A 23,197-nucleotide genomic window follows, 5' to 3' on the forward strand; every position below is an offset into this window, starting at 1 on the left:
GGGCGCCCCGTTAACCACGCTGGCCGAACGCAGGCTTGAAGCCGTGGGTAACCCGGCAGGACGCCGGGTTAGCCGCCCCGCGCCATGGATGGCGCGTGGCGGCGGCCCACGGATTCAAGCCGGAGTGAGGGCACACCGAGCCCAGGCGAGGTGCCGAGTGGTGGGGAAAGAGCGTTTTGCTTACTTTTGCGCTGTTCAAAAGTGAGCCGCCGTCAGGCGGAACCATAAGCCGCCCCGACCCCACCAACGGATATGCCCACAGGTTTACCGCTTCCAGAGCTGCTCAATCACACCAGACGAGCAAGCATCTCCTTGGCTTCACCCTTCTGCCCGTCGTTGCCCTCGCTGAGGACCTCACCGAGAATATCCCGCGCGCCGTCCTTGTCGCCCATGTCGATGTAGGCCTGGGCCAGGTCCAGCTTGGTAGCGACTTCATCGGTGCCCGACAGGAAGTCAAACTCCGGTTCGTCGTTGTCCATCGCCAGCGCCGCGTCTTCGGCGGTGAAGCTCGGCTCGCCGATAGGCGGATGTTCGAGATCCTCGGCAAAACGGTCCAGCTCAGCGTGAACATCATCCAGGTCGGTGATGAAATCATCCGATGTGGCGGGTGCATCCATCTCATCAGCCAGGGACAGGTCGAAATCCGCCGGCAACTCCAGGTCGTCAGGCGTCACTTCGGCTACCGCCGGCTCCTCGCTTACGGCCAGGTCCTGGGGCTCATCGTCCAGGCCCAGGACCGCGGCGTCCTCAGCCAGGACCGACTCCGGTACATCGCCAGCCAGGTCCAGGTCGAAATCCGCCAGGTCGGCCGGGCTTTGCGGCGCCTCAGCCGGCGACTCGAAACTCAGATCGTCGTCCAGCGGGAAGTCTTCCAGCTCGGCAACCGGTTCGGTCGCGACCACGGCCGGCGACACCGCCTCCAGTTCATCCAGACTGAGATCGAAGGCAGCATCGAGGTCGTCATCCAGCGCAACTTCTGCTGGCGCAACCGGTGCCGCAACCGGCTCCTCGGGCTGATCCAGGTCGAGATCAAAGGCGCTGTCGAAGTCATCTTCCAGCGCCGTCACTGCTGCAGCCGGCTCTACTTGCGGGGCGGCCTGTGGTGCGTCCAGATCGAGGTCGAAGGCACTGTCGAAATCATCGTCCAGCGCCGGTTCTTCAGCGCTCGGCGCAGGTTCTTGCGGCTCGTCCAGCAGCAGGTCCTTGACGTACTGCGCATCCAGCTCGGCCGCTACCGCCGCGGCAGCGATACCACCGACTGCAGCGACCGCCGCCATGGCCGGGAAGCGGCTCTTGAGCTCTTCGACTTGTGCAAAGTTCTTGCCATTGGCAACCAGCTGGCGCTCCTGCACCACGAACGCATCGCGATCGCCCTGCATGCCGTGGACTTCCATCAGCTTGAGGCGCAGCTCGCTGCGTTGTGGCTCTTGCTTGATGCCTTCCTCGAGCAGGCTGGCGGCCTGGTTCAGGCGCCCCTCATCGATATGGGCCTGGGCATGGCCCAGCACGTCGTCCGCCCGCTCGCCGGCCGGCGCCACCAATGGCGCGGCAATCGGCGTGGTCATTACCACCGGGGTAACAACTGCCGCAACGACCGGCGCTGGCGTCGGCGCGGTGGCCAACTTGGCAGTCGGGGCTGGTTCTTCGAGGCCTTCGAAACTGCTCTCCGGCAGATCCAGGTCTTCGTTGAAATCCGATTCCTCGGCCAACGCACGCGCCATGCGCACATGCTTCTCGGCTTCCTGCTGCGCCTTGCGCCGGCGGGCCAGCAGCAACAGCAGCAACGCCAGGACAATCGCGCCACCCCCGATCAGCCCCATCAACAGCGGGCTGGTCAGCAGCTCGTTGTAGGTTTGCTCAGGTGTCGTCTTGACAGGTGTTTCGCCAGGGGCGGCAGTCGGTACAGCGTCAGTCGCTGCAGGCGCAGTGGCCGGTACGGACTCAGCAGGCAGCGCCTCGGACGCAGCCGCTTCAGGCGTCGCGCCGCCTTCAGCCTGCAACTTGGCCAGTTGATTGTTCTTCAGTTCGATCAAGCGTTGCAGCTTGTCCATCTGGCTTTGCAGGTCGGCCACGCGGCTTTTCAGCTCGGCATTGTCGCGCCGGGTGGTGTCCAGGCTTTCCTGGGTCACCGCCAGTTTGTTACTGATGCCCTTGCTGTCGCCGACCGCGCCTTTACCGGTGTTTTTGCCCGACTCGGCCGAGACCAGGCTCAAGCTGTCGCGGGCCGCACCCTGCGCCGCGGCAGCGTCAGGTGCACGACCGGTGGCATCCAGTTGCTGGGCCTGGGTCCGTGGCACATACCGACGGCCCTGGCGCCAGGCCTTGTTCTGCGCAGCCACTTCGGCAATGGCCTGGGTCTGCGGCAGTTGGGTGATTTGCGTGGCATCCGGCAGGCGCAGGACCTGGCCGGCCTTCAAGCGGTTGATGTTGCCATCGATGAACGCATCGGGGTTCAACGCCTGGATTGCCAGCATGGTCTGCTGGATCGAACCGCCGTTGCGTGCCTTGGCGGCGATTTCCCAGAGGGTGTCGCGGGCCACGGTGGTGTGTTGTGCTGTCGCCCCGGTGACTGGCGCATTGATCGCCGGCGCGGCTTGCCCGGCAGCCTCGGCCGTTTGCGGCGAGAACTTGGACGGGTCGAGCAGCACGCTGTAGTCGCGCAGCAGGCGGCCGTTGGGCCACATCACCTGGACCAGGAACTTGACCATGGGTTCGGACAATGGCTGGCTGGAGGTCACCCGCAGAATGCTCTTGCCATTGGCATTGAGCACCGGGGTAAAGGTCAGGTCATTGAGGAACGCCTGGCGATCCACGCCGGCCTTGGCGAAGTCGTCGGCTGAGGCCAGGCTCGGCACCACTTCGGCCACCGTCAGGTCCTTGACATCGAGCAACTCGATCTCGGCCACCAACGGTTGGTTCAGGGTCGACTTCAGGGTCAGTTCCCCGAGCCCAAGGGCATGCGCCATACCGGAGGACAGCGCCGAGGCGGCCGCTATTGCTAACACCAGTTTGCGAACTTGAACCATAGCCTCATCCTTTGTTTGAACATTCCTCGGCCAGCGAGAAGGTGTTGTTTGTCGCTGCCACAAGGCATTGCGCACAGGCCTCGGATGAGGCTGTACGCGATTATTTCACTGACACGCCAGGGAGCCCCCGCAGGCGCTCCGCTTGCAAGCATAGCGCTCAGCTAGAATCATTCTGAAAATTGTTGCCAAGTATCTTTTACACAAGGGCTTTTATCAACAACTCGGCCACTTGCACCGCGTTGAGCGCTGCGCCTTTGCGCACGTTATCTGACGTCAGCCACAAATTAAGTTCCGTCGGGTCGTCGACCCCGCTGCGAACCCGACCGACGTAGACCACGTCCTGGCCAACCGCATCGCCGACTGGAGTCGGGTAATCGCCCGCCTCCACCAGCTCGACACCCTCGGCAACCTCCAGCGCAGCGTTCACCGCCGCCAGGTCAACCGGCTTGGCCGACGCCAGGGTCACGCTAAAGCTATCGCCAAAAAACACCGGGGCTTGAACGCAGGTTACGGAAATTTTCAATGCAGGCTGTCCGAGGACTGCACGCAGTTCGTGGACCAGGCGTTTTTCCAGCAGGGTGTGGCCTTGAGCATCCGGCGTGCCGACCTGTGCCAGCAGGTTGAATGCCATCTGCCGATCAAAAAAGCGCGGCTCCAATGGACGCACATTCAACAGCTCGGCGGTCTGCCGGGCCAACTCGGTCACCGCCTCGCGGCCCTGGGTGGACACAGCCAGACTGGCGGTCAGGGTCACGTGCTGCACATCCAGCAGTTCGCGCAACGGCGCGAGCACCACTGCCAGGGTGGTGGCCGAGGCGCTCGGGCTGCTGACCTGGAACGGTTTTTTCAGGCTGGCCAGCACCTGGGCATTGGCCTCCGGCACCACCTGGGGCGCCTGCTCGGCCGGCAAGGCTCCTGACAGATCGATCAGCGAGCAGCCGGCGGCCGTCGCACGCGGGGCAAAGCTCAAGGTGACCGCTGGGCCTGCGGCGAAGAACACCAGCTGGACTTTGCTGAAATCAAACTCATCGACCTCCCGCACCCGCACGTTCTTGCCACGAAACGGTACCGAATGCCCGGCCGATTCGCTGCTGGCGAGCAGGTGCAGGTTAGCGATCGGGAAGTCGCGTTCTTCGAGAATCTGGACGAGGGTTTCGCCGACAGTACCGGTGGCGCCGACAACGGCGATATCAAAGGACTGGCTCATGGTTCTACCTCAGGCGAAACGGGGGGAGCGGCACTTTACCGGGTGGGTGGCGCACAGGCAATTATGCAGTGTCTGTATCGACTCCATCGCGGGCAAGCCCGCTCCCACAGGGTTCAACGCATGCCCGCGATGACGGACTTTCGATCGGCAAAAAAAAACCCGCGCCTCTCGCAAGGCACGGGTTCTTTCACAACTTCAACCGATCAACGTTCCAGCAGGATCCGCAGCATGCGCCGCAGTGGTTCGGCCGCGCCCCACAGCAACTGGTCACCGACGGTGAACGCGCCCAGGTACTGGGTGCCCATGTTGAGCTTGCGCAGACGGCCAACCGGTACATTCAGGGTGCCGGTGACCTTGGTCGGGCTCAGCTCCTGCATGCTGCTGTCGCGGTTGTTCGGTACCAGCTTGACCCATGGGTTGTGCTGGCTGATCAAGCCTTCGATATCGGCGATCGGCACGTCTTTGTTCAGCTTGATGGTCAGCGCCTGGCTGTGGCAGCGCATGGCGCCGATCCGCACGCAGATACCGTCCACCGGGATCGGGCTCTTGAAGCGACCGAGGATCTTGTTGGTCTCGGCCTGGGCCTTCCACTCTTCACGGCTCTGGCCGTTCGGCAGTTCCTTGTCGATCCACGGGATCAGGCTGCCGGCCAGTGGTACACCGAAGTTCTCGGTCGGATAGGCGTCGCTGCGCATGGCTTCGGCCACACGGCGGTCGATGTCGAGGATGGCGCTGGCCGGGTTGGCCAGTTCATCGGCAACCGCGGCGTGGGTCGCGCCCATCTGCTTGATCAGCTCACGCATGTTCTGCGCGCCGGCACCGGAGGCCGCCTGGTAGGTCATGGCGCTCATCCACTCCACCAGACCGGCTTCGAACAGGCCACCCAGGCCCATCAGCATCAGGCTGACGGTGCAGTTGCCGCCGATGTAGTTCTTGGTGCCCGCATCCAGCTGCTGGTCGATGACCTTGCGGTTGACCGGGTCCAGCACGATGACCGCGTCATCCTGCATGCGCAGGCTGGAAGCGGCATCGATCCAGTAGCCCTGCCAACCGGCTTCACGCAGCTTGGGGAAGACTTCGCTGGTGTAGTCGCCACCCTGGCAGGTCAGAATCACGTCGAGGGTCTTGAGCTCTTCAATGCTGTAAGCGTCTTTGAGCGGAGCAATATCCTTGCCCACGGACGGGCCTTGGCCACCGACATTGGAAGTGGTGAAAAACACCGGCTCAATGAGATCGAAATCCTGCTCTTCCAGCATCCGCTGCATGAGCACGGAACCGACCATACCGCGCCAACCGATCAGACCTACACGTTTCATCGCAACTACACCTTTTACAAAAAGTGGGCTCGCTTGCCGGCATCAGCAACAAGCGGGGCCCGAGAGATTACAGATTCCGCAGCGCCGCGACTACTGCGTCGCCCATTTCCTGCGTTCCGACTTTGGTGCAACCGGTCGACCAGATGTCGCCAGTGCGCAAGCCCTGGTCCAGGACCAGGCTGACCGCCTGCTCGATGGCAGCGGCCGCCGCTTGCTGGTTGAAGCTGTAGCGCAGCATCATCGACACCGACAAAATGGTCGCCAGCGGGTTGGCAATGCCAAGGCCTGCGATGTCCGGCGCCGAGCCGTGGCAAGGCTCGTACATGCCCTTGTTGTGGGTGTCCAGGGACGCCGACGGCAGCATGCCGATGGAGCCGGTGAGCATCGAGGCCTGGTCGGACAGGATGTCGCCGAACATGTTGTCGGTAACGATCACGTCGAACTGCTTGGGTGCACGCACCAGTTGCATGGCGGCGTTGTCGACGTACATGTGGCTCAGTTCGACCTCAGGGTAATCCTTGGCCACCTGTTCGACCACTTCACGCCACAGTTGGCTGGACGCCAGCACGTTGGCCTTGTCCACCGAGCACAGCTTCTTGCCACGGACCATGGCCATGTCAAAACCGACACGGGCAATCCGGCGGATTTCGCTTTCGCTGTACGGCAGGGTGTCGTAGGACTGGCGCTCGCCGTTTTCCAGGGTGCGGGTGCCGCGTGGCGCGCCGAAGTAGATGCCGCCGGTCAGTTCGCGAACGATCAGGATGTCCAGGCCGGCAACGATTTCCGGCTTCAGGCTGGAAGCCTCGGCCAGTTGCGGGTAAAGGATCGCCGGACGCAGGTTACCGAACAGGCCCAGTTGCGCACGAATTTTCAGCAGGCCGCGCTCAGGGCGGATGTCACGCTCGATGGTGTCCCATTTCGGGCCGCCCACGGCGCCCAGCAGTACCGCGTCGGCCGCGCGCGCGCGCTCCAGGGTTTCGTCCGCCAGCGGTACGCCGTGCTTGTCGATGGCCGCGCCGCCGATCACGTCGTGGCTCAGTTCCAGGCCCAGGGCGAACTTGTCGCTGGCCAGCTCCAGCACCTTGACCGCTTCGGCCATGATTTCCGGACCAATACCGTCGCCTGGGAGAATCAGAATCTGCTTGCTCATGGGTTCCTCATGTCATCAGTCGGCGCGCCATACGAGGCACGCCCGGAAAAATTCTAGCGTTCGGCCATCAACACCAGCACGTCGGTGCTGAACGAACCGTCGGCTTCGATCTGGAAATACTCGCGCACTTCGCTACCCATTGCCTGCTGCAGCTCGCGGATCGCCCCGCGCATCACTTCAGGGGTGCGCATGCGCTCGACCCAGGAGCTGTATTCCAGGCGCAGCCGTTGACGGCTGGTGCTTCGGGCAAACAACCCCGCCTCACTGACCTGGCGCAACCACTCGCCGGCGGAATAATCGCGCACATGGCTGGTGTCGCGCAGCACTTCGACGCTCTGCAGGTAAGTGTCGAACAACGGGCTACCCGGCGACAAGACATCAATGAACGCCGCCACCCCGCCCGGCTTCAAAACCCGCCGCACTTCGCGCAGGGCCAGGCCGAGGTCGCTCCAATGGTGCGCCGAATACCGGCTGAAGACGAAGTCGAATTCAGCATCGGCGAACGGCAACCGCTCGGCGGCGCCCAGGACTGTCGATACGTTGCTCAAGCCACGCTCAACCGCGGCGCCGGCGACTACATCGAGCATCTGCTGCGACAGGTCGTAGGCCACCACTTCCTTGACCAGCGCGGCCACATGAAAGCTCACATGCCCGGCGCCGCAGCCCAGGTCCAGTACCCGCGCATCACCGCGCCCTGCCACTTCGCCCTGGAGCAGCGCGAACTCAGTGCCCTGGGCGTGCACGGCACTGCTCAGGTAGGCCGCAGCCTGTTCACCGAATTGCTTTTGTACGACTTGGGTGTGCTGGGCGGTGCTGGTCATGGGGACTTCCTTTTAGGGGTGAGTCTTGGGGTGTTCATTCGGGCCTCTTCGCGAGCAGGCTCGCTCCTACAGGGGAACGCATTTCAAATGTAGGAGTGAGCCTGCTCGCGATGGCGTCTTTACGCCTTACGCAAAATCAAGCGTCGCGAAACAACCAAGGCTGGCTCGCCCGGTGCTTGGCCTCAAACGTGGCAATCGCCTCGTGGTCCTGCAAGGTCAGGCCGATGTCATCCAGGCCATTGAGCAGGCAGTGCTTGCGAAAGGCGTCGATCTCGAAGTTCAGCACCTTGCCGTCGGGACGGGTCACGGTCTGGGCCTGCAGGTCGACCTGTAACTGATAGCCCGGCGTGCTTTCCACCTGCTGGAACAGTTCGTCGACTTCAGCGTCGCTCAAGATGATCGGCAACAAGCCGTTCTTGAAGCTGTTGTTGAAGAAGATATCGGCGTAGCTCGGCGCGATGATGCTGCGAAAGCCGTACTCTTCCAGGGCCCACGGCGCATGCTCGCGGCTCGAGCCGCAACCGAAGTTCTCACGGGCCAGCAACACGCTGGCGCCCTGGTAACGTTCGGCGTTGAGCACGAAGTCCTTGTTCAGCGGACGCTTGGAGTTGTCCTGGTACGGCTGCCCTACATCGAGGTAGCGCCACTCGTCGAACAGGTTCGGACCAAAACCGGTGCGCTTGATCGACTTCAAGAATTGCTTGGGAATGATCTGGTCGGTGTCCACGTTGGCACGATCCAGAGGCGCGACAAGACCAGTGTGCTGGGTAAAAGCTTTCATGCTGCGCTCCTTCAGATCAATTCGCGGACGTCAATGAAACGGCCGTTGACAGCGGCCGCGGCGGCCATCGCCGGGCTTACCAGGTGAGTACGACCACCGGCGCCCTGACGGCCTTCGAAGTTGCGGTTGGAAGTGGACGCGCAATGCTCGCCACTTTCCAAACGGTCCGGGTTCATCGCCAGGCACATCGAGCAGCCTGGCTCACGCCATTCGAAACCGGCCTCGAGGAAAATCTTGTCCAGGCCTTCCGATTCCGCCTGGGCCTTCACCAGCCCCGAACCCGGGACCACGATGGCTTGCTTGATGGTCGAGGCCACCTTGCGGCCCTTGGCGATCACGGCTGCCGCGCGCAAGTCTTCGATCCGCGAATTGGTGCAGGAGCCAATGAACACGCGGTCCAGCTGAATGTCGGTGATCGCCTGGTTGGCGGTCAAACCCATGTACTTCAAGGCACGGACGATGGAATCGCGCTTGACCAGGTCCATTTCCTTGGCCGGATCCGGCACGTTCTGATCAACCGCCAGTACCATCTCAGGCGAGGTGCCCCAGCTGACTTGTGGCTTGATCTGGGTCGCGTCGAGTTCAACGACGGTGTCGAACTTGGCATCGGCGTCCGACACCAGGTCTTTCCACGCTTCGACCGCCAAGTCCCATTCCGCGCCTTTCGGGGCGAAAGGACGGCCCTTGACGTACGCCACGGTTTTTTCGTCCGCTGCCACCAGACCTACGCGAGCGCCAGCTTCGATGGACATGTTGCAGATGGTCATGCGGCCCTCAACGGACAGGTCACGAATCGCGCTACCGGCGAATTCGATCGCATGGCCATTACCGCCGGCGGTGCCGATCTTGCCGATCACGGCGAGCACGATGTCCTTGGCAGTCACGCCAAACGGCAAGGTGCCTTCGACGGACACCAGCATGTTCTTCATTTTCTTGGCGACCAGGCACTGGGTGGCGAGCACGTGCTCGACCTCGGAGGTGCCGATGCCGTGGGCCAGGGCCCCAAAGGCGCCGTGGGTCGAGGTATGGGAGTCGCCGCAGACCACGGTCATGCCCGGCAAGGTGGCGCCCTGCTCCGGGCCGATGACGTGGACGATGCCCTGGCGCACGTCGTTCATCTTGAATTCGACGATGCCGTATTCGTCACAGTTGTCGTCGAGGGTCTGAACCTGCAAACGCGAGACCTGGTCGACAATCGCCTCGATGCCGCCCTTGCGCTCCGGGGTGGTCGGTACGTTGTGGTCCGGGGTCGCGATGTTGGCATCGATGCGCCACGGCTTGCGCCCGGCCAGACGCAGGCCTTCAAAGGCTTGCGGCGAGGTCACTTCGTGAATGATGTGACGATCGATATAGATCAGCGCCGAACCATCGTCGCGCTGCTTGACCAAATGCGAATCCCAGAGCTTGTCGTAGAGCGTTTTGCCGGCCATCAGACGTTTCCTCATCAGCTTGTTTCTATGCCCTGGGCCTTGATCGACTCAATAACCCCTTGGCTTGTGAGGTCGATCCTATGGGGTTACATTAAATAACTCAAATTCATATTTTTTATGCTTTGGATAACCAACTGGAATACGAACATGGACCTGGCCAACCTCAATGCTTTTATTGCCATTGCCGAGACCGGCAGCTTCTCCGGGGCCGGTGAACGCCTGCACCTGACCCAGCCGGCCATCAGCAAACGCATCGCCGGCCTGGAGCAACAGCTCAAGGTGCGCCTGTTTGATCGCCTGGGTCGCGAAGTGGGCCTGACCGAAGCCGGGCGCGCCCTGCTGCCGCGGGCCTACCAGATCCTCAACGTGCTGGATGACACCCGCCGCGCCCTGACCAACCTGACCGGCGAGGTCACCGGTCGCCTGACCCTGGCCACCAGTCACCACATCGGCCTGCATCGCTTGCCACCCTTATTAAGGGCGTTCACCCGCCAATACCCCGAGGTGGCGCTGGACATCCAGTTCCTCGACTCGGAAGTGGCCTATGAGGAAATTCTTCACGGCCGCGCTGAACTGGCAGTGATTACCCTGGCCCCGGAACCCCACACCCTGGTCAAGGCCACCCCGGTCTGGGACGACCCGCTGGATTTCGTGGTGGCCCCCGAGCATTCGCTGATCAGCAATGGCGCGGTCAGCCTGGCCGACATCGCCCTGCACCCGGCGGTCTTCCCCGGCGGCAACACCTTCACCCATCACATCGTCCAGCGCCTGTTCGAGGCCCAGGGACTGACGCCGAACATCGCCATGAGCACCAATTACCTGGAAACCATCAAGATGATGGTGTCCATCGGCCTGGCCTGGAGCGTCCTGCCGCGCACCATGCTCGACGACCAGGTGGCGCGCATCCCATTGCCGGGCATACAACTCACTCGCCAGCTAGGCTATATCGTGCACACCGAAAGGACGTTGTCGAATGCCGCGCGGGCCTTCATGGCTTTGCTGGACGCACAGATCGATTTGCCAGGGACTGATGGCTAACTTGTGCTACTCCTATAGAGCCGCAAAACCCGTGCCTAACGCCCCATTCAGCCCAAGGCCTGCTGCCAATGCCGAAATCTGTTGACCGCCCTCGTCCCCATACGCCATTGATGCCGCGTATCCAGGCGCTTGACCCCCAAACTTCGGAGCAAAGCTGGGAAAGCGCTCCGCAGTTGCTGGCGGCGCTCAACGGCGCGCGCCTGGGTGCCTGGTATTGGGACATCGAGCGCGGGCTGATCAGTTGGTCGCGGGGCACCCAGGCATTGTTCGGCTTCGACCCCCGCAAACCCTTGCCGGCCGACCTTGAATACCTCGACCTGCTGCCCGCCGAGGACCGGCCCAAGACCTTGCGTGCGTTCAATGCGGTGATCGCCGGCGCGCCCCTGGAACAAGTGATGCACCACCGCATCCGCTGGCCGGATGGCAGCCTGCACTGGCTGGAAATCAGCGGTAGCCTGCTGCCGGACAAACAGGGCCGGCCACGGATGATCGGGGTGATCCGCGAGATCACCCATCAGCGCCAGCGCGAACAGGCCCTGAGCAGTTCGGAAAAACGCTTCGCCACGCTGTTTCACCTGTGCCCCAACATGGTCTTGCTGACCCGCCAGGAAGACGGCCTGATCACCGAGGCCAACCAGTATTTCGAGAGCCTGTTCGGCTGGCCGGTACAGGACGCCATTGGTCGTACCACTCTGGAACTGGGGTTGTGGGTGCACCCCGAGCAGCGGGCCAAGCTGGTCAAGGCGACCAAGGCCAAGGGCGAACTGGTAAGCATGGAAGTGCAGTTCCGCGCCAGCAATGGGCAGATCCATGACGGTATCCTCAGCGCGCAGAAGGTCGAACTCGAAGGCCAGCCCTACCTGCTGAGCACCTTTCTCGACACCACCGAACGCAAAATCGCCGAAGACGCGCTCAAGGACAGCCAGGAGCGCCTGGACCTGGCCCTGGATTCCGCCCAACTGGGCACCTGGGACTGGCACATCCCCAGCGGCATGCTCTATGGCTCGGCGCGGGCCGCCCAACTGCACGGGCTGGAACCCATCCCATTTCATGAATCCTTCGAGGAGTTTTTCGAAGGGGTTCCCGGCGAAGAGCGCGACAGCATGCGCGACGCCTACCGCAGCCTGCGTGAAGGTCCGGCCGGCAACTATCAACTGACTTACCGGGTGCAGTTGGCCGATGGCACCTCACGCTACCTGGAAAGCCGCGCGCGCCTGTACCGCGACGAAGACGGCCAGCCCTTGCGCATGGCCGGGACCTTGCTGGACATCACCGACCAGGTGGAGCGCGAGCAGCGCCTGGTGGCTTCCGAAGAGAAGTTCGCCACTCTGTTCCAGGTCAGCCCGGACCCGATCTGCGTGACCCGCCAGGACAGCGGCCAGTTCATCGAAATCAACAACAGCTTCACCCAGACCTTCGGTTGGACCGCCGCCGACGTGATCGGCCGCAGCGCCGACGACATCGGCCTGTGGGACGCCTCGGCGCAAAGCCTGCGGCGGATCGAACAGGTGATCCGCGAACAGGGCCTGAACAATGTGGCGATCATGGTCCAGCACAAGGACGGCCAGTCCCTGACCTGCGTGATTTCCAGCCGGCAGATCAGCGTCGGCGAACAACCGTGCATCGTCACCACCCTGCGCGACATAACCCAGCAACAGCGCTCGGAGGCCGCGCTCAAGGCCAGTGAGGAGAAATTCGCCAAGGCGTTTCACTCCAGCCCCGACGCCATCACCATCACTGAACGCGACACTGGGCGTTACCTGGAGGTCAACGACGGCTTCTGCCGTCTGACCGGCTACCGTGCCGAGGAAGTGGTCGGCAAAACCGTGTACCAGGTCGGAATCTGGGCCGAAGAAAAACAGCGCTCGATGCTGCTGGCGGAGCTGCAACTCAAGGGCCGGGTGCACCACCTGGAAATGCTCGGGCGCAACAAGAGCGGGCAGTTGCTCACCGTCGAGGTTTCGGTGGAACCGATCACCCTCAATGAAACCGATTGCCTGCTACTGACCGCGCGGGACGTCAGCCTGCTGAAGAATGCCGAAGCGCAGATCCGTCACCTGGCCTACCACGACTCCCTGACCAACCTACCCAACCGCGCCCTGCTGATGGACCGCCTGAGCCAGCAGATCGCCCTGCTCAAGCGCCACAACCTGCGCGGCGCGCTGCTGTTCCTCGACCTCGACCACTTCAAGCACATCAATGACTCCCTGGGCCACCCGGTGGGCGATACGGTGCTGAAGATCATCACCGCGCGCCTGGAAGCCAGCGTACGCATGGAAGACACCGTGGCCCGCCTGGGCGGTGACGAGTTCGTGGTCCTGCTCAGTGGCCTGGAAGGCTCGCGCAATGAAGTCAGCGATCAGGTGCGGGACCTGGCCGACACCCTGCGCGAACTGCTGTCGGAGCCGATGTTCCTCGACGGTCACCGCCTGCAGGTCACCCCCAGCATCGGCGTGGCCTTGATTCCCGACCACGGCTCCACCCCGACCGACCTGCTCAAGCGCGCGGATATTGCCCTGTATCGAGCCAAGGACTCGGGGCGCAACACCACGCAGATGTACCACAACACTATGCAGAAGGCCGCCAGCGAGCGCTTGCGCATGGAAACCGACCTGCGCCTGGCCCTGTCACGGGGAGAGTTCCGGGTGCACTACCAACCCCAGGTCGATGCCCGCGGCGAGCGCATCGTCGGCGCCGAAGCGCTGGTGCGCTGGAACCACCCGCAATTGGGCGCCCAGTCGCCCAACGAGTTCATCAAGGTGCTGGAAGACAGCGGTCTGATCCTCGAAGTCGGCACCTGGATCCTCGATGAAGCCTGCCAGGCCTTCAAGCAACTGATCGCCAGGGGCAAGGTCGATCCGCTGAACTTCAGCCTGTGCGTGAATATCAGCCCGCGACAGTTCCGCCAGGCCGATTTCGTCGAGCGCATCGAGCGCAGCCTCAGCAGCCACGGCCTGCCCTGCTCGCTGCTGAAACTGGAAATCACCGAAGGCATTGTGATCCAGAACCTGGAGGACACCATCAGCAAAATGCGCCGCCTGAAAAAACTCGGCGTCAGCTTTGCCATGGACGACTTCGGCACCGGCTACTCATCGCTGACCTACCTCAAGCGCCTGCCGGTGGACACCTTGAAAATCGACCAGTCGTTCATCCGCGACGCTACCAGCGACCCCAACGACGCCGAAATCATCCGCGCCATCGTCGCCATGGCCCGCAGCCTGGGACTGGAAGTCATCGCCGAGGGCGTGGAAACCCCGGAACAGCTTGAGTTTTTGCAGGGCCTGGGCTGTCACTTGTACCAGGGCTACCTGCATAGCCGGCCGTTGCCGGTGGAGGAGTTTCAGTTGCTGTTGCAATAACCGGTGGCGAGGTCGCACTCACCGGTTAGCTTGTCCCGCGCGGCCAGAAGCCAGAAGCCATCTACACTCACACCTCATATTTCCCGGCATTGCCTTGCCGCACGCTCCCTCGCCGAGACTCCTTGCCGTGCCCAGCATCTATCAGCTCAAACCTGCGTTTCAGAACTGCTTGCGACCGCTGGTCCGGCGCTTGTTCGCCAACGGCACCACGGCCAATCAGATCACCCTGCTGGCAGGCCTCGGTTCGGTGTTGGTGGGGGTCGCGATCAGCGCGTTTGCCCAGCACGCCTGGATGTTCGCCCTGATTCCCCTGTGGATGCTGCTGCGCATGGCCCTCAACGCCATCGACGGCATGCTCGCCCGCGAGTTCAACCAGCAATCACCGCTGGGGGCCTATCTCAATGAGCTGTGCGACGTGGTCGCCGACTGCGCACTGATCCTGCCCTTCGCCCTGATCGCCGACGTCAGCCTGCTGCTGGTAATGCTGGTCACCCTGCTTGCGGTGTTCAGCGAATACAGCGGCGTATTGGGCCCGATGATCGGTGCTTCGCGGCGTTATGACGGGCCGATGGGCAAGAGCGACCGGGCGTTGGTGCTGGGGATACTGGCCATGGCTATCGCCCTGGGTTGGGCCAGCGCCCCGTGGATCAACGGGGTGTTCGCGCTGATCGCAGTCCTGCTGGCCTACACCCTGTTCAACCGGGTCCGCCAGGGTATCAAGGAAGTCCAGGAAAACGCCCCCTCAGTCTAAGGAAGCTGTCATGCGCCAAGCCCAGCACCAGACATTCACCACCCACGACGGTGTGCAACTGTTCTATCGCTACTGGCCAGGCACCCCGGCACCCGGCGAACCGCGCAAAGCCGTGCTGCTGTTCCACCGCGGCCATGAACATTCCGCGCGCATCGCCCATCTGGCAGACGAACTGGACCTGCCTGAAGTGGATTTTTTTGCCTGGGACTCACGCGGCCATGGGCTGTCCCCGGGCGAACGCGGCGACAGCCCGAGCTTCGCCACCAGCGTGCGTGACGTGCAGACGTTCTGCGATCACCTGCAGGCGACCTACCAGATCGCCGAGTCGGACATGGCCGTGATTGCCCAGAGCGTTGGCGCGGTGATAGTCGCCACCTGGGTCCACGACTACGCCCCACGCATCCGCGCACTGGTGCTGGCGTCGCCGGCGTTCAAAGTAAAGCTCTACGTACCCTTCGCCCGCCAGGGGCTGGCCCTGATGCGGCGGTTTCGCGGTAACTTCTTCGTCAACAGCTACGTCAAGGCACGCTTTCTCAGCCATGACCCAGAACGGGTGGCCTCCTACGACAGCGACCCGCTGATCACCAAAGCCATTTCAGTGAATGTACTGCTCGGCCTGTATGACGCCGCCGAGCGCGTGGTGGCCGATGCCCAGGCGATTCAGGTGCCCACCCAGCTCCTGATCTCTGGTGCCGACTTCGTGGTGCATCGCCAACCACAGGAGCAGTTCTTCGAGCGCCTGGGCAGCCTGCACAAGGAAAAACACATCCTGCCGGGCTTCTTCCACGACACCCTCGGCGAAAAGCGTCGCGCTATCGCCGTCGCCAGTGCCCGGCGCTTCATAGTGCAGAACTTCCAGCAACCGCTCGCACGCCCTTCGCTGCTGGCCGCCGACCGCCTGGGCCTGACGTGCGCCGAATCGGAAGCCCTGGCCGCGCCCTTGCCGCACAACTCCCTGCGCGACCGCTACTGGCGCATGACCCGCGCCAGCATGCGTTTGGGCAGTCGACTGTCGAGCGGGGTCAAGCTGGGTTTCGACACCGGTTTCGACTCCGGCAGCACCCTGGACTACGTCTACCGCAACACCCCCACTGGCACCTCTGCGATCGGGCGGATGATCGACCGCAATTACCTGGAGTCGATCGGCTGGCGCGGCATTCGCCAGCGCAAACTGCATGTCGAGGAACTGCTGCGCCAGGCGATCGCCCAACTGCGCGAGCAAGGCAGCGCGGTGCGGATCGTCGACATCGCCGCCGGTCACGGACGCTACATTCTCGAAGCCTTGCAGGGGGTTACCCCGCTGCCCGAATCAATACTGTTGCGTGACTACAGCGACATCAACGTGCGCGACGGCAGTGCGTTGATCCGCGAGAAGGGCCTGGAAAACATCGCCCGTTTCATCAAGGCCGATGCCTTCGACCGCGCCGACCTGGCGGCCCTCGACCCGCAACCGACCCTCGCCGTGGTGTCCGGCCTGTATGAACTGTTCGCCGACAACCAGAGGGTCGGCAGCTCTCTCGCGGGTCTGGCGGACGCGGTGCCCGTCGGCGGTTACCTGGTCTACACCGGCCAACCCTGGCACCCGCAACTGGAACTGATTGCCCGCGCCCTGACCAGCCACCGCGAAGGCCAGGCCTGGGTCATGCGCCGCCGCAGCCAGGCAGAAATGGACCAGTTGGTGGAAGCCGCAGGTTTTCGCAAAATCACCCAGCGGGTCGATGAGTGGGGCATCTTCAGCGTCGCCCTGGCCCAGCGCGTGCAGGCATGAGCAACGCCATCACCGGGCAGCGTGAACCCGGCTTGTTGAAGCCCGCGGTGCTCTGGCTGCTGGTGTTGGCACCGTTGTTTTTTGCCACCTACGGCTTTGCCACCTGGGCCACTACCCAGCGCGCCGAAGTCGGCAGCCTGGTATTTGGTTGGGAAAACCACATGCCGTTCTGGGCGTGGACCATCGTGCCCTATTGGTCGATCGACCTACTGTATGGCCTGTCGTTGCTGCTACCCGACACTCGCCAGGAGCTCAAGCGCCATGCCTTTCGCCTGCTGACCGCGCAACTGATCGCGGTCAGTTGTTTTCTGCTGTGGCCATTACGCTTCACCTTCGAACGGCCCGAACTCGATGGGGTTTTCGGCTGGCTGTTCGAGGTCCTGGCCGGCTTCGACAAACCGTTCAATCAGGCTCCCTCCCTGCACATTGCCCTGCTGGTGGTGTTATGGACCTGCTACCAGCGACATCTATCGGGCCTCTGGCGCGGGTTGATGCATGTCTGGTTTGGCCTGATCGGGGTGTCGGTGCTGACCACCTACCAGCATCACTTCATCGATTTGCCCACGGGCGCCTTGCTCGGCTGGCTGTGTGTCTGGCTGTGGCCGCTGGATCGCCCGAGTCCGCTGTGCAGTGCCCGGCTGGCCCGCGACAGCCAACGCTGGAAACTCAGCCTGTGCTACCTGGCAGGTGCCGGGATCTTGGGTCTCTTGGCCTGGCGCATCGGTGGCGGCGGGTTGTGGTTGCTCTGGCCGGCGCTGGCCTTGCTGTTGGTCGCGCTGAATTACGCGGTGCTGGACGTCAATGGTTTTCAAAAGCGCGCCGACGGGCGCCTGAGCTGGGCCGCACGCTGGTTGTTGGCGCCCTACCTGGCCGCGGCCTGGCTCAACTCACGCGGGTGGACGCGCCACCATCCGCAGCCCGACCTTGTGCTCGATGGCGTGTGGCTGGGGCGGATGCCGACCCGCCGGGAACTGCAGGACAGCCCGTTCAAGGCGGTGCTCGACCTGTGTGCCGAGTTGTCGCTGGACCCGGGAAACCTGGCCTACCGCTCGCTGCCCGTGCTCGACCTGACCGCCCCCACCACCGCGCAATGCCTGGAAGCCGCGCAGGCCATCGAAGACCTGCGCCAGCACGGTCCGCTGCTGGTCTGTTGCGCCCTCGGTTATTCACGCAGTGCCACTGCGGTGGCCGCCTGGCTGTTGCGCAGCGGCAGGGCTGCCAACCTCGATCAAGCGCTCCTGCAACTGCAACGAGCCCGCCCGGGCATCGTCCTGCGCCAGGCCCACCGAGTCGCCCTGACACCCTTGTGCTTGAGCACGGAGCCTGCCCATGACCACTGACATGGAACTGCACACGACCGCCAGCCTGCTGCGCCGCGGGGCCTCCCTGGATCAACTGTCCACCGGCCTCGCGCTGGTCGGCGCCTTGCTGGGCTTGAGCCAGTATCTGTTGGCCAGCCCCGGTGTCTGGGCGGTGCTGTGCAGTGCCGCCCTGCTGGTACTGGGCGTGCTGCAAAAATACTGGGCCGTGCGGGTCGCGCTCGACGCGGAACTGTTCCAGCGCATAGCCGACGGCAATCAACCCCTGCCCCTGCGTACCGAGGCCCTGGATCACGCCCTCGCCGCCCTCGGCCTGCAACCTGCCGCGCGGGGTGGTCGCCTGTGGAGCGAACGTACCGGCGGCGCCCTCAACCTGCTTCGGCGCCAGGCCCTACTGGTGGCGGTGCAGGTGCTGCTGACACTGGGCTTCATCCTGGCCGGCCCCTGGCTGGCCTTCGCTGAATAAGGAACTTTCATGCTCGAACCCTTGGTCGCCACCCTCATCACCTCCGCGGCACGCACCATTACCGGCGCCCGTAGCCTGTGGCTCGGTTGCGCGCCGCAAGCGGTGCAGCGCATCTACTTCGCCAACCACAGCAGCCATGGCGACTTCGTGCTGCTCTGGGCCTCGCTGCCCCCGGCCCTGCGCAAAATGACCCGGCCGGTGGCGGGCGCCGATTACTGGCAAACCACCCCGCTGCGCCGCTACATCATCAATCGTGTGTTCAATGGCGTGCTGGTCGACCGTGAGCGCAAGGAACCGACTGACAACCCCTTGCTGCCGATGCTCGAGGCCTTGGCCAACGGCGACTCACTGATCATCTTCCCCGAAGGCACACGTAACCTCGCGGACGGCCTGCTGCCGTTCAAAAGCGGGATCTATCACTTGGCCAAAGCACACCCCGAGGTCGAGCTGGTGCCGGTGTGGATCGCCAACCTCAACCGCGTCATGCCCAAGGGCCGGTTCCTGCCGCTGCCCTTGCTATGCACCACCCGTTTTGGCGCGGCGCTGACCCTCGATATTGATGAAAGCAAAGAACAGTTTCTCCAGCGCAGCCGTGCAGCGCTGCTGGACCTGGCTGAGGAGCCGGCCTGACATGGACAGACAAACCCTGATGCTGTTTGGCGGGATTGGTGCTTTCCTGCTGCTCGCCTCGCTGATCGGCTGGATCCTCAAGCTACGCAAGCGCGGTACACCGGACCCGGTGATCGATAATCTCAACGCGCGGATCAACGCCTGGTGGGTGATGGTGGCGGTGATCGGCATCGCTTTCTGGCTCGGCACCAGCGCGGTCATCCTGCTGTTCTACGCCGTATCCTTCTACGCCCTGCGTGAGTTCATGACCCTCACCCCGACCCGGCGCAGCGACTACCCGGCCCTGGTGGCGGCCTTCTACCTGGCGCTGCCGCTGCAGTACCTGCTGATTTATTTCGACTGGTACGGGCTGTTCTCGATCTTCATTCCGGTCTACGTATTCCTGTTGCTGCCGATCCTCGCGTCATTGGGCGGGGACAGCACGCACTTTCTCGAGCGCGCCTCCAAGGTCCAATGGGGGCTGATGATTGCGGTGTTCTGCGTGTCCCACGTACCCGCCCTGCTGACCCTGGACATTGCTGGATACGAGGGCCGCAACCTGCTGCTGATCGCCTACCTGGTCATCGTGGTGCAGATGTCGGACGTGTTGCAGTACGTCTGCGGCAAACTGTTTGGCAAACACAAGATCGCGCCCAACCTGTCGCCGTCCAAGACTGTCGAAGGTTTTGTCGGCGGTATCCTCCTGGCTTCCGTGATCGGGGCCGCGTTGTGCTGGATTACCCCGTTCAATGCCTGGCAGTCGTTCCTGATCGCCCTGCTGATCAACCTGCTGGGGTTTGCCGGTGGCATCGTGATGTCGGCGATCAAGCGCGACCGTGGCGTCAAGGACTGGGGGCACATGATCGAAGGCCACGGCGGCATGCTCGACCGCCTGGACTCGGTGTGCTTCGCCGCGCCGATCTTCTTTCACCTGGTGCGGTATGGATGGACGTGAGTCCGGCGGCTCCTACAGACAGCCGATAAAAAAGGGCGCCATCGGCGCCCTTCTTCATTGCGGTGACTCAGTGCTGCAGTGCTGGTTTTTGCTCGCCGTTGATCGGGATGCGTTTGGCTTTCGCCTCTTCCGGCACGATGCGCAGCAGGTCGATACTCAACAGGCCATTGCGCAGGTCCGCGGCCTTGATTTCGATGTGATCGGCCAGGCGGAACGACAGTTTGAAAGCGCGCTGGGCGATGCCCTGGTGCAGGAAGGTCACGCTGTCGTTGCTGTCGCGTTTGCCGCCACTGATGGTCAACACGCCTTTTTCGACTTGCAGTTCCAGGTCTTCTTCCTGGAAGCCGGCTGCCGCCACGACGATGCGGTATTGGTCGTCACCGTGTTTTTCAACGTTGTAGGGTGGGTAGCTGCTGCCGGGCTCATTGCGCAGCGCAGACTCGAACAGATCGTTGAAACGATCGAAACCTACCGAAGAACGGAACAGTGGAGCCAGGGAAAATGCGGTACTCATGGTTCAAATCTCCTGAAAACAATCAGCAAGGTTTTTTGTCTCCGCGACCCGAATTCGGCATCGCGTAACCCTTAGATAGGGACCGCTGATTGCATTTCAAGAGGTTTTCTGCAGTTTTTTTCAGGCCGCCTCCGCAACCTGCAAACCCAGCAAACGCGAGACCTGGTCCAGTTCCGTCTCCCGGCGCATGAGGGTAAACAGCTCCACCGCCTCGGGATAATTGCGGGTCAACATCGCCAGCCATTGCTTCAAGCGACCCGGCGATTGGCGCGCGGTCATCTGCGCCTTGGCCTGCAGCCAGAATTCCTGGATCAACGGCAACAGCTCGGCCCAGGTCATCTCCACCACCTCTTCACCCGCCCGCGCGGCAGCGATCTGTCGCGCCAGGTCCGGGCGCGACACCAGGCCGCGACCCAGCATGATGTCTTCCACTCCACTGATCTCGCGGCAGCGGCGCCAGTCGTCGACGCTCCAGATATCGCCATTGGCGAACACCGGCACCTTGACCACCTCCTGCACCCGCGGGATCCACTCCCAATGCGCCGGCGGCTTGTAGCCATCCATCTTGGTCCGCGCGTGCACCACGATATGCTCGGCGCCGCCTTCGGCCAGTGCGGTGGCACACACCAGCGAACCGTCCGGGCTATCGAAACCCAGGCGCATCTTGGCGGTCACCGGAATGTGCGCCGGAACCGCACGCCGCACATGCTCGACGATCTGATTGAGCAGCTCAGGCTCCTTGAGCAATACCGCACCGCCACGGGACTTGTTGACGGTCTTGGCCGGGCAACCGAAGTTCAGGTCGATCACCTGCGAGCCCAGCTCACAGGCCAGCGCCGCGTTTTCCGCCAGGCACACCGGATCGGAACCGAGCAATTGCACACGCAGCGGCACGCCGGCTGCGGTCTTGGCACCGGTGAGCAATTCAGGTCCGAACTTGTGAAAATAGGCAGGCGTGAGCAGTTGATCGTTGATCCGGATGAACTCGGTCACGCACCAATCGATACCGCCAACCCGGGTCAGCACGTCCCGCAGGATGTTGTCGACCAACCCCTCCATGGGCGCCAAGGCAATTTGCATGGAAAACACTCAACAAAAATCGTGCGGCAGTTTAGCCGGTTTCGCCGACCAGGGCATGCCGTACCGGTAGACGGTTTCGCGTCGTTTCGACGAAAAAGCCGAGTTAAACCGTCGACACGCCGCAAAGAAAGTCGGGCTGGCAAAGTAAAAGCACTTTCATATGCATTTACTCCGACGCCCAGTTAGTGGATGAACATGCGTGACGGCAGTTACGGCTCGGTTCGCGAACTGGATAATTTTCTAGAAAAGAAAATGATGTACAGCATCAGAAGTCACCTGGAGGGGGAGTCTAAATCAAGCATTGTGGCGTGCTTACGCTGCAGGCCTAAAAAGCCGAATAGACCAAACACATTGTAGGACTCATCCCTCACAACAAGAGGAAAGTAGAGCGATAACACAGGATAAAGCCGACTCCACAAACTCTCGACAATCGTGAATAGTCAAACTTGCATTATGAACAAATCAAAACCTCAACGTATCCACCTTAAAAACACAGAACGAGACATCATAGAAAACCATCCAAGACTAATGACTCACGAAAGCGAAACAACTGAATTTCATCGACCACGCACCTTAAAACAGAAAACAACATCACCACATCAAGCCAACTTTAACCCACCAAAAACGCAAACTTACGGAGCCACCTCCAACACCTGAAACAACATAAATACACATAAAACTTCACATACAGGATAGACAACATGACAAAAACCAATAGAGACATTATTGTCATCGGAGGCGAATCACCTGAAGAACGAAAGTACATGACGCCTATTGATGAATACATACGATCACTATCAGAAAAGGCCAACCCTACGATTCTTTTTATTTCAACAGCCAATGGTGACGATCCGATCAAGGCCCGCGAGTTCTTTAACAAATATGAAAGTTCAGGCTGCATTGTCATTCAACTGACATTTTTCATACCGCCGTTCACGCACGCAGCACATATTTCATCATTGATAGACCAAGCTGACATTATCTACGTCGCTGGTGGCAACACGAGAGCAATGCTCGCCATTTGGCGGGAATTCGGTGTAACCGACTGTCTGAGAAAAGCGTGGGTAAACGGTAAAATTCTCTGTGGTGTCAGCGCCGGAGCAATTTGTTGGTTCGACTACGGACACTCGGACTCTGGAGGAGAATACGCACTGATCAACGGCCTAGGGTTACTCTCCGGAGCACTATGTCCGCACTTCAGCTCAGAGGCCGAACGACATGCATCCTTCGTCGAGTTAGTGCGTTCAAAAAACATTCACCCTGCCTATGCAGTAGATGATGGCATTGCGCTCCACTTCAAAAATGGCAAATACCATAAAACAATCCGCAACGAGATGTTACGCAACAGCTATTACATCAATACGGCATACCCACATGTCCGTTCACTGTGAACCCAAAATGCCCACGATATTGTCGCGCCGACACTCAGACTCAACATCACCCTCATCAATTACCTTGCAATGGCCAATAAAACTACCGTATGCGTAAACGCTTCTGGATTTACAGTGCGCCTCTTTACCCAGCGCGCAGGTGTTTTTCACTTCCGAGTGGAAGCGCTATCCTGGCGCACAAAAAAACGGCACCGTTGCGGCGCCGTTCGTTTATCA

General features: G+C 61.9%; 18 protein-coding genes. 9 read left to right on the forward strand and 9 right to left on the reverse strand.

All coding sequences use genetic code 11. From position 1 onward, the window contains the following. Positions 1-287: 287 nt before the first annotated feature. The 7 genes from CKW24_RS25310 to leuC all read right to left on the reverse strand — a co-directional run bounded on the left by CKW24_RS25310 (position 288) and on the right by leuC (position 9,731). Positions 288-3,026, reverse strand: a complete 2,739-nt coding sequence (locus CKW24_RS25310) for a FimV/HubP family polar landmark protein (RefSeq protein WP_095171319.1) — start codon at positions 3,024-3,026, stop codon at positions 288-290. Between the two features lie 196 nt (positions 3,027-3,222). Further along, positions 3,223-4,233, reverse strand: coding sequence for an aspartate-semialdehyde dehydrogenase (locus tag CKW24_RS25315; RefSeq protein ID WP_095171321.1), 1,011 nt, complete (start codon positions 4,231-4,233; stop codon positions 3,223-3,225). 203 nt (positions 4,234-4,436) lie between these two features. Next, a complete protein-coding gene (gene asd / locus CKW24_RS25320; protein ID WP_095171322.1) occupies positions 4,437-5,549 on the reverse strand; it encodes an aspartate-semialdehyde dehydrogenase in 1,113 nt (370 codons plus the stop codon). Between the two features lie 67 nt (positions 5,550-5,616). Then, a complete protein-coding gene (leuB, locus tag CKW24_RS25325) occupies positions 5,617-6,699 on the reverse strand; it encodes a 3-isopropylmalate dehydrogenase (RefSeq protein ID WP_095171324.1) in 1,083 nt (360 codons plus the stop codon). A 53-nt stretch (positions 6,700-6,752) separates the two neighbouring features. Beyond that, positions 6,753-7,520, reverse strand: a complete 768-nt coding sequence (locus CKW24_RS25330) for a class I SAM-dependent methyltransferase (RefSeq protein ID WP_095171326.1) — start codon at positions 7,518-7,520, stop codon at positions 6,753-6,755. Between the two features lie 136 nt (positions 7,521-7,656). After that, entirely contained in the window at positions 7,657-8,301 is a 645-nt protein-coding gene (gene leuD, locus CKW24_RS25335; protein ID WP_095171328.1) for a 3-isopropylmalate dehydratase small subunit, read from the reverse strand. Between the two features lie 11 nt (positions 8,302-8,312). Beyond that, entirely contained in the window at positions 8,313-9,731 is a 1,419-nt protein-coding gene (gene leuC / locus CKW24_RS25340; RefSeq protein WP_095171330.1) for a 3-isopropylmalate dehydratase large subunit, read from the reverse strand. 147 nt (positions 9,732-9,878) lie between these two features. Here leuC and CKW24_RS25345 point away from each other — a divergent pair, with 147 nt between their 5' ends. The 8 genes from CKW24_RS25345 to CKW24_RS25380 all read left to right on the forward strand — a co-directional run bounded on the left by CKW24_RS25345 (position 9,879) and on the right by CKW24_RS25380 (position 19,996). Beyond that, positions 9,879-10,769: a LysR family transcriptional regulator gene (locus CKW24_RS25345; RefSeq protein ID WP_095171332.1), complete on the forward strand. Its 891-nt coding sequence runs from the start codon at positions 9,879-9,881 to the stop codon at positions 10,767-10,769. Positions 10,770-10,837: 68 nt separating this feature from the next. Then, on the forward strand, positions 10,838-14,128 hold the full coding sequence (locus CKW24_RS25350) for an EAL domain-containing protein (protein ID WP_095171334.1): 3,291 nt from the start codon (positions 10,838-10,840) through the stop codon (positions 14,126-14,128). Between the two features lie 127 nt (positions 14,129-14,255). Next, on the forward strand, positions 14,256-14,879 hold the full coding sequence (locus CKW24_RS25355) for a CDP-alcohol phosphatidyltransferase family protein (RefSeq protein ID WP_095171336.1): 624 nt from the start codon (positions 14,256-14,258) through the stop codon (positions 14,877-14,879). Positions 14,880-14,889: 10 nt separating this feature from the next. After that, positions 14,890-16,647 (forward strand): bifunctional alpha/beta hydrolase/class I SAM-dependent methyltransferase, encoded by a 1,758-nt coding sequence (locus CKW24_RS25360; RefSeq protein ID WP_095171338.1) that lies wholly within the window; start codon positions 14,890-14,892, stop codon positions 16,645-16,647. Continuing rightward, entirely contained in the window at positions 16,644-17,987 is a 1,344-nt protein-coding gene (locus CKW24_RS25365; protein ID WP_095171339.1) for a phosphatase PAP2/dual specificity phosphatase family protein, read from the forward strand. Before CKW24_RS25360 ends, CKW24_RS25365 begins: the two co-directional genes overlap by 4 nt. Continuing rightward, the gene (locus CKW24_RS25370) at positions 17,977-18,432 is read left to right on the forward strand and encodes a hypothetical protein (protein WP_095171341.1); all 456 of its coding nucleotides are present in this window, start codon (positions 17,977-17,979) and stop codon (positions 18,430-18,432) included. Before CKW24_RS25365 ends, CKW24_RS25370 begins: the two co-directional genes overlap by 11 nt. A 9-nt stretch (positions 18,433-18,441) precedes the next feature. Beyond that, a complete protein-coding gene (locus CKW24_RS25375; RefSeq protein WP_095171343.1) occupies positions 18,442-19,062 on the forward strand; it encodes a 1-acyl-sn-glycerol-3-phosphate acyltransferase in 621 nt (206 codons plus the stop codon). A gap of 1 nt (position 19,063) precedes the next feature. After that, positions 19,064-19,996 (forward strand): phosphatidate cytidylyltransferase, encoded by a 933-nt coding sequence (locus tag CKW24_RS25380; RefSeq protein ID WP_095171345.1) that lies wholly within the window; start codon positions 19,064-19,066, stop codon positions 19,994-19,996. A gap of 67 nt (positions 19,997-20,063) precedes the next feature. On the opposite strand, the gene CKW24_RS25385 is transcribed toward CKW24_RS25380, so the two are convergent. Together CKW24_RS25385 and CKW24_RS25390 are read right to left on the reverse strand one after the other, a co-directional pair. Then, positions 20,064-20,510, reverse strand: coding sequence for an Hsp20 family protein (locus tag CKW24_RS25385; protein ID WP_095171347.1), 447 nt, complete (start codon positions 20,508-20,510; stop codon positions 20,064-20,066). A gap of 120 nt (positions 20,511-20,630) precedes the next feature. Further along, positions 20,631-21,590: a tRNA-dihydrouridine synthase gene (locus tag CKW24_RS25390; RefSeq protein WP_095171348.1), complete on the reverse strand. Its 960-nt coding sequence runs from the start codon at positions 21,588-21,590 to the stop codon at positions 20,631-20,633. Positions 21,591-22,291: 701 nt separating this feature from the next. On the opposite strand from CKW24_RS25390, the gene CKW24_RS25395 reads away from it, so the two are divergent. After that, positions 22,292-22,981 (forward strand): peptidase E, encoded by a 690-nt coding sequence (locus CKW24_RS25395; RefSeq protein ID WP_095171350.1) that lies wholly within the window; start codon positions 22,292-22,294, stop codon positions 22,979-22,981. Positions 22,982-23,197: the final 216 nt, after the last annotated feature.

This window comes from Pseudomonas sp. Irchel 3H3, assembly GCF_900187635.1.
In the GTDB taxonomy this organism is placed as follows: domain Bacteria; phylum Pseudomonadota; class Gammaproteobacteria; order Pseudomonadales; family Pseudomonadaceae; genus Aquipseudomonas.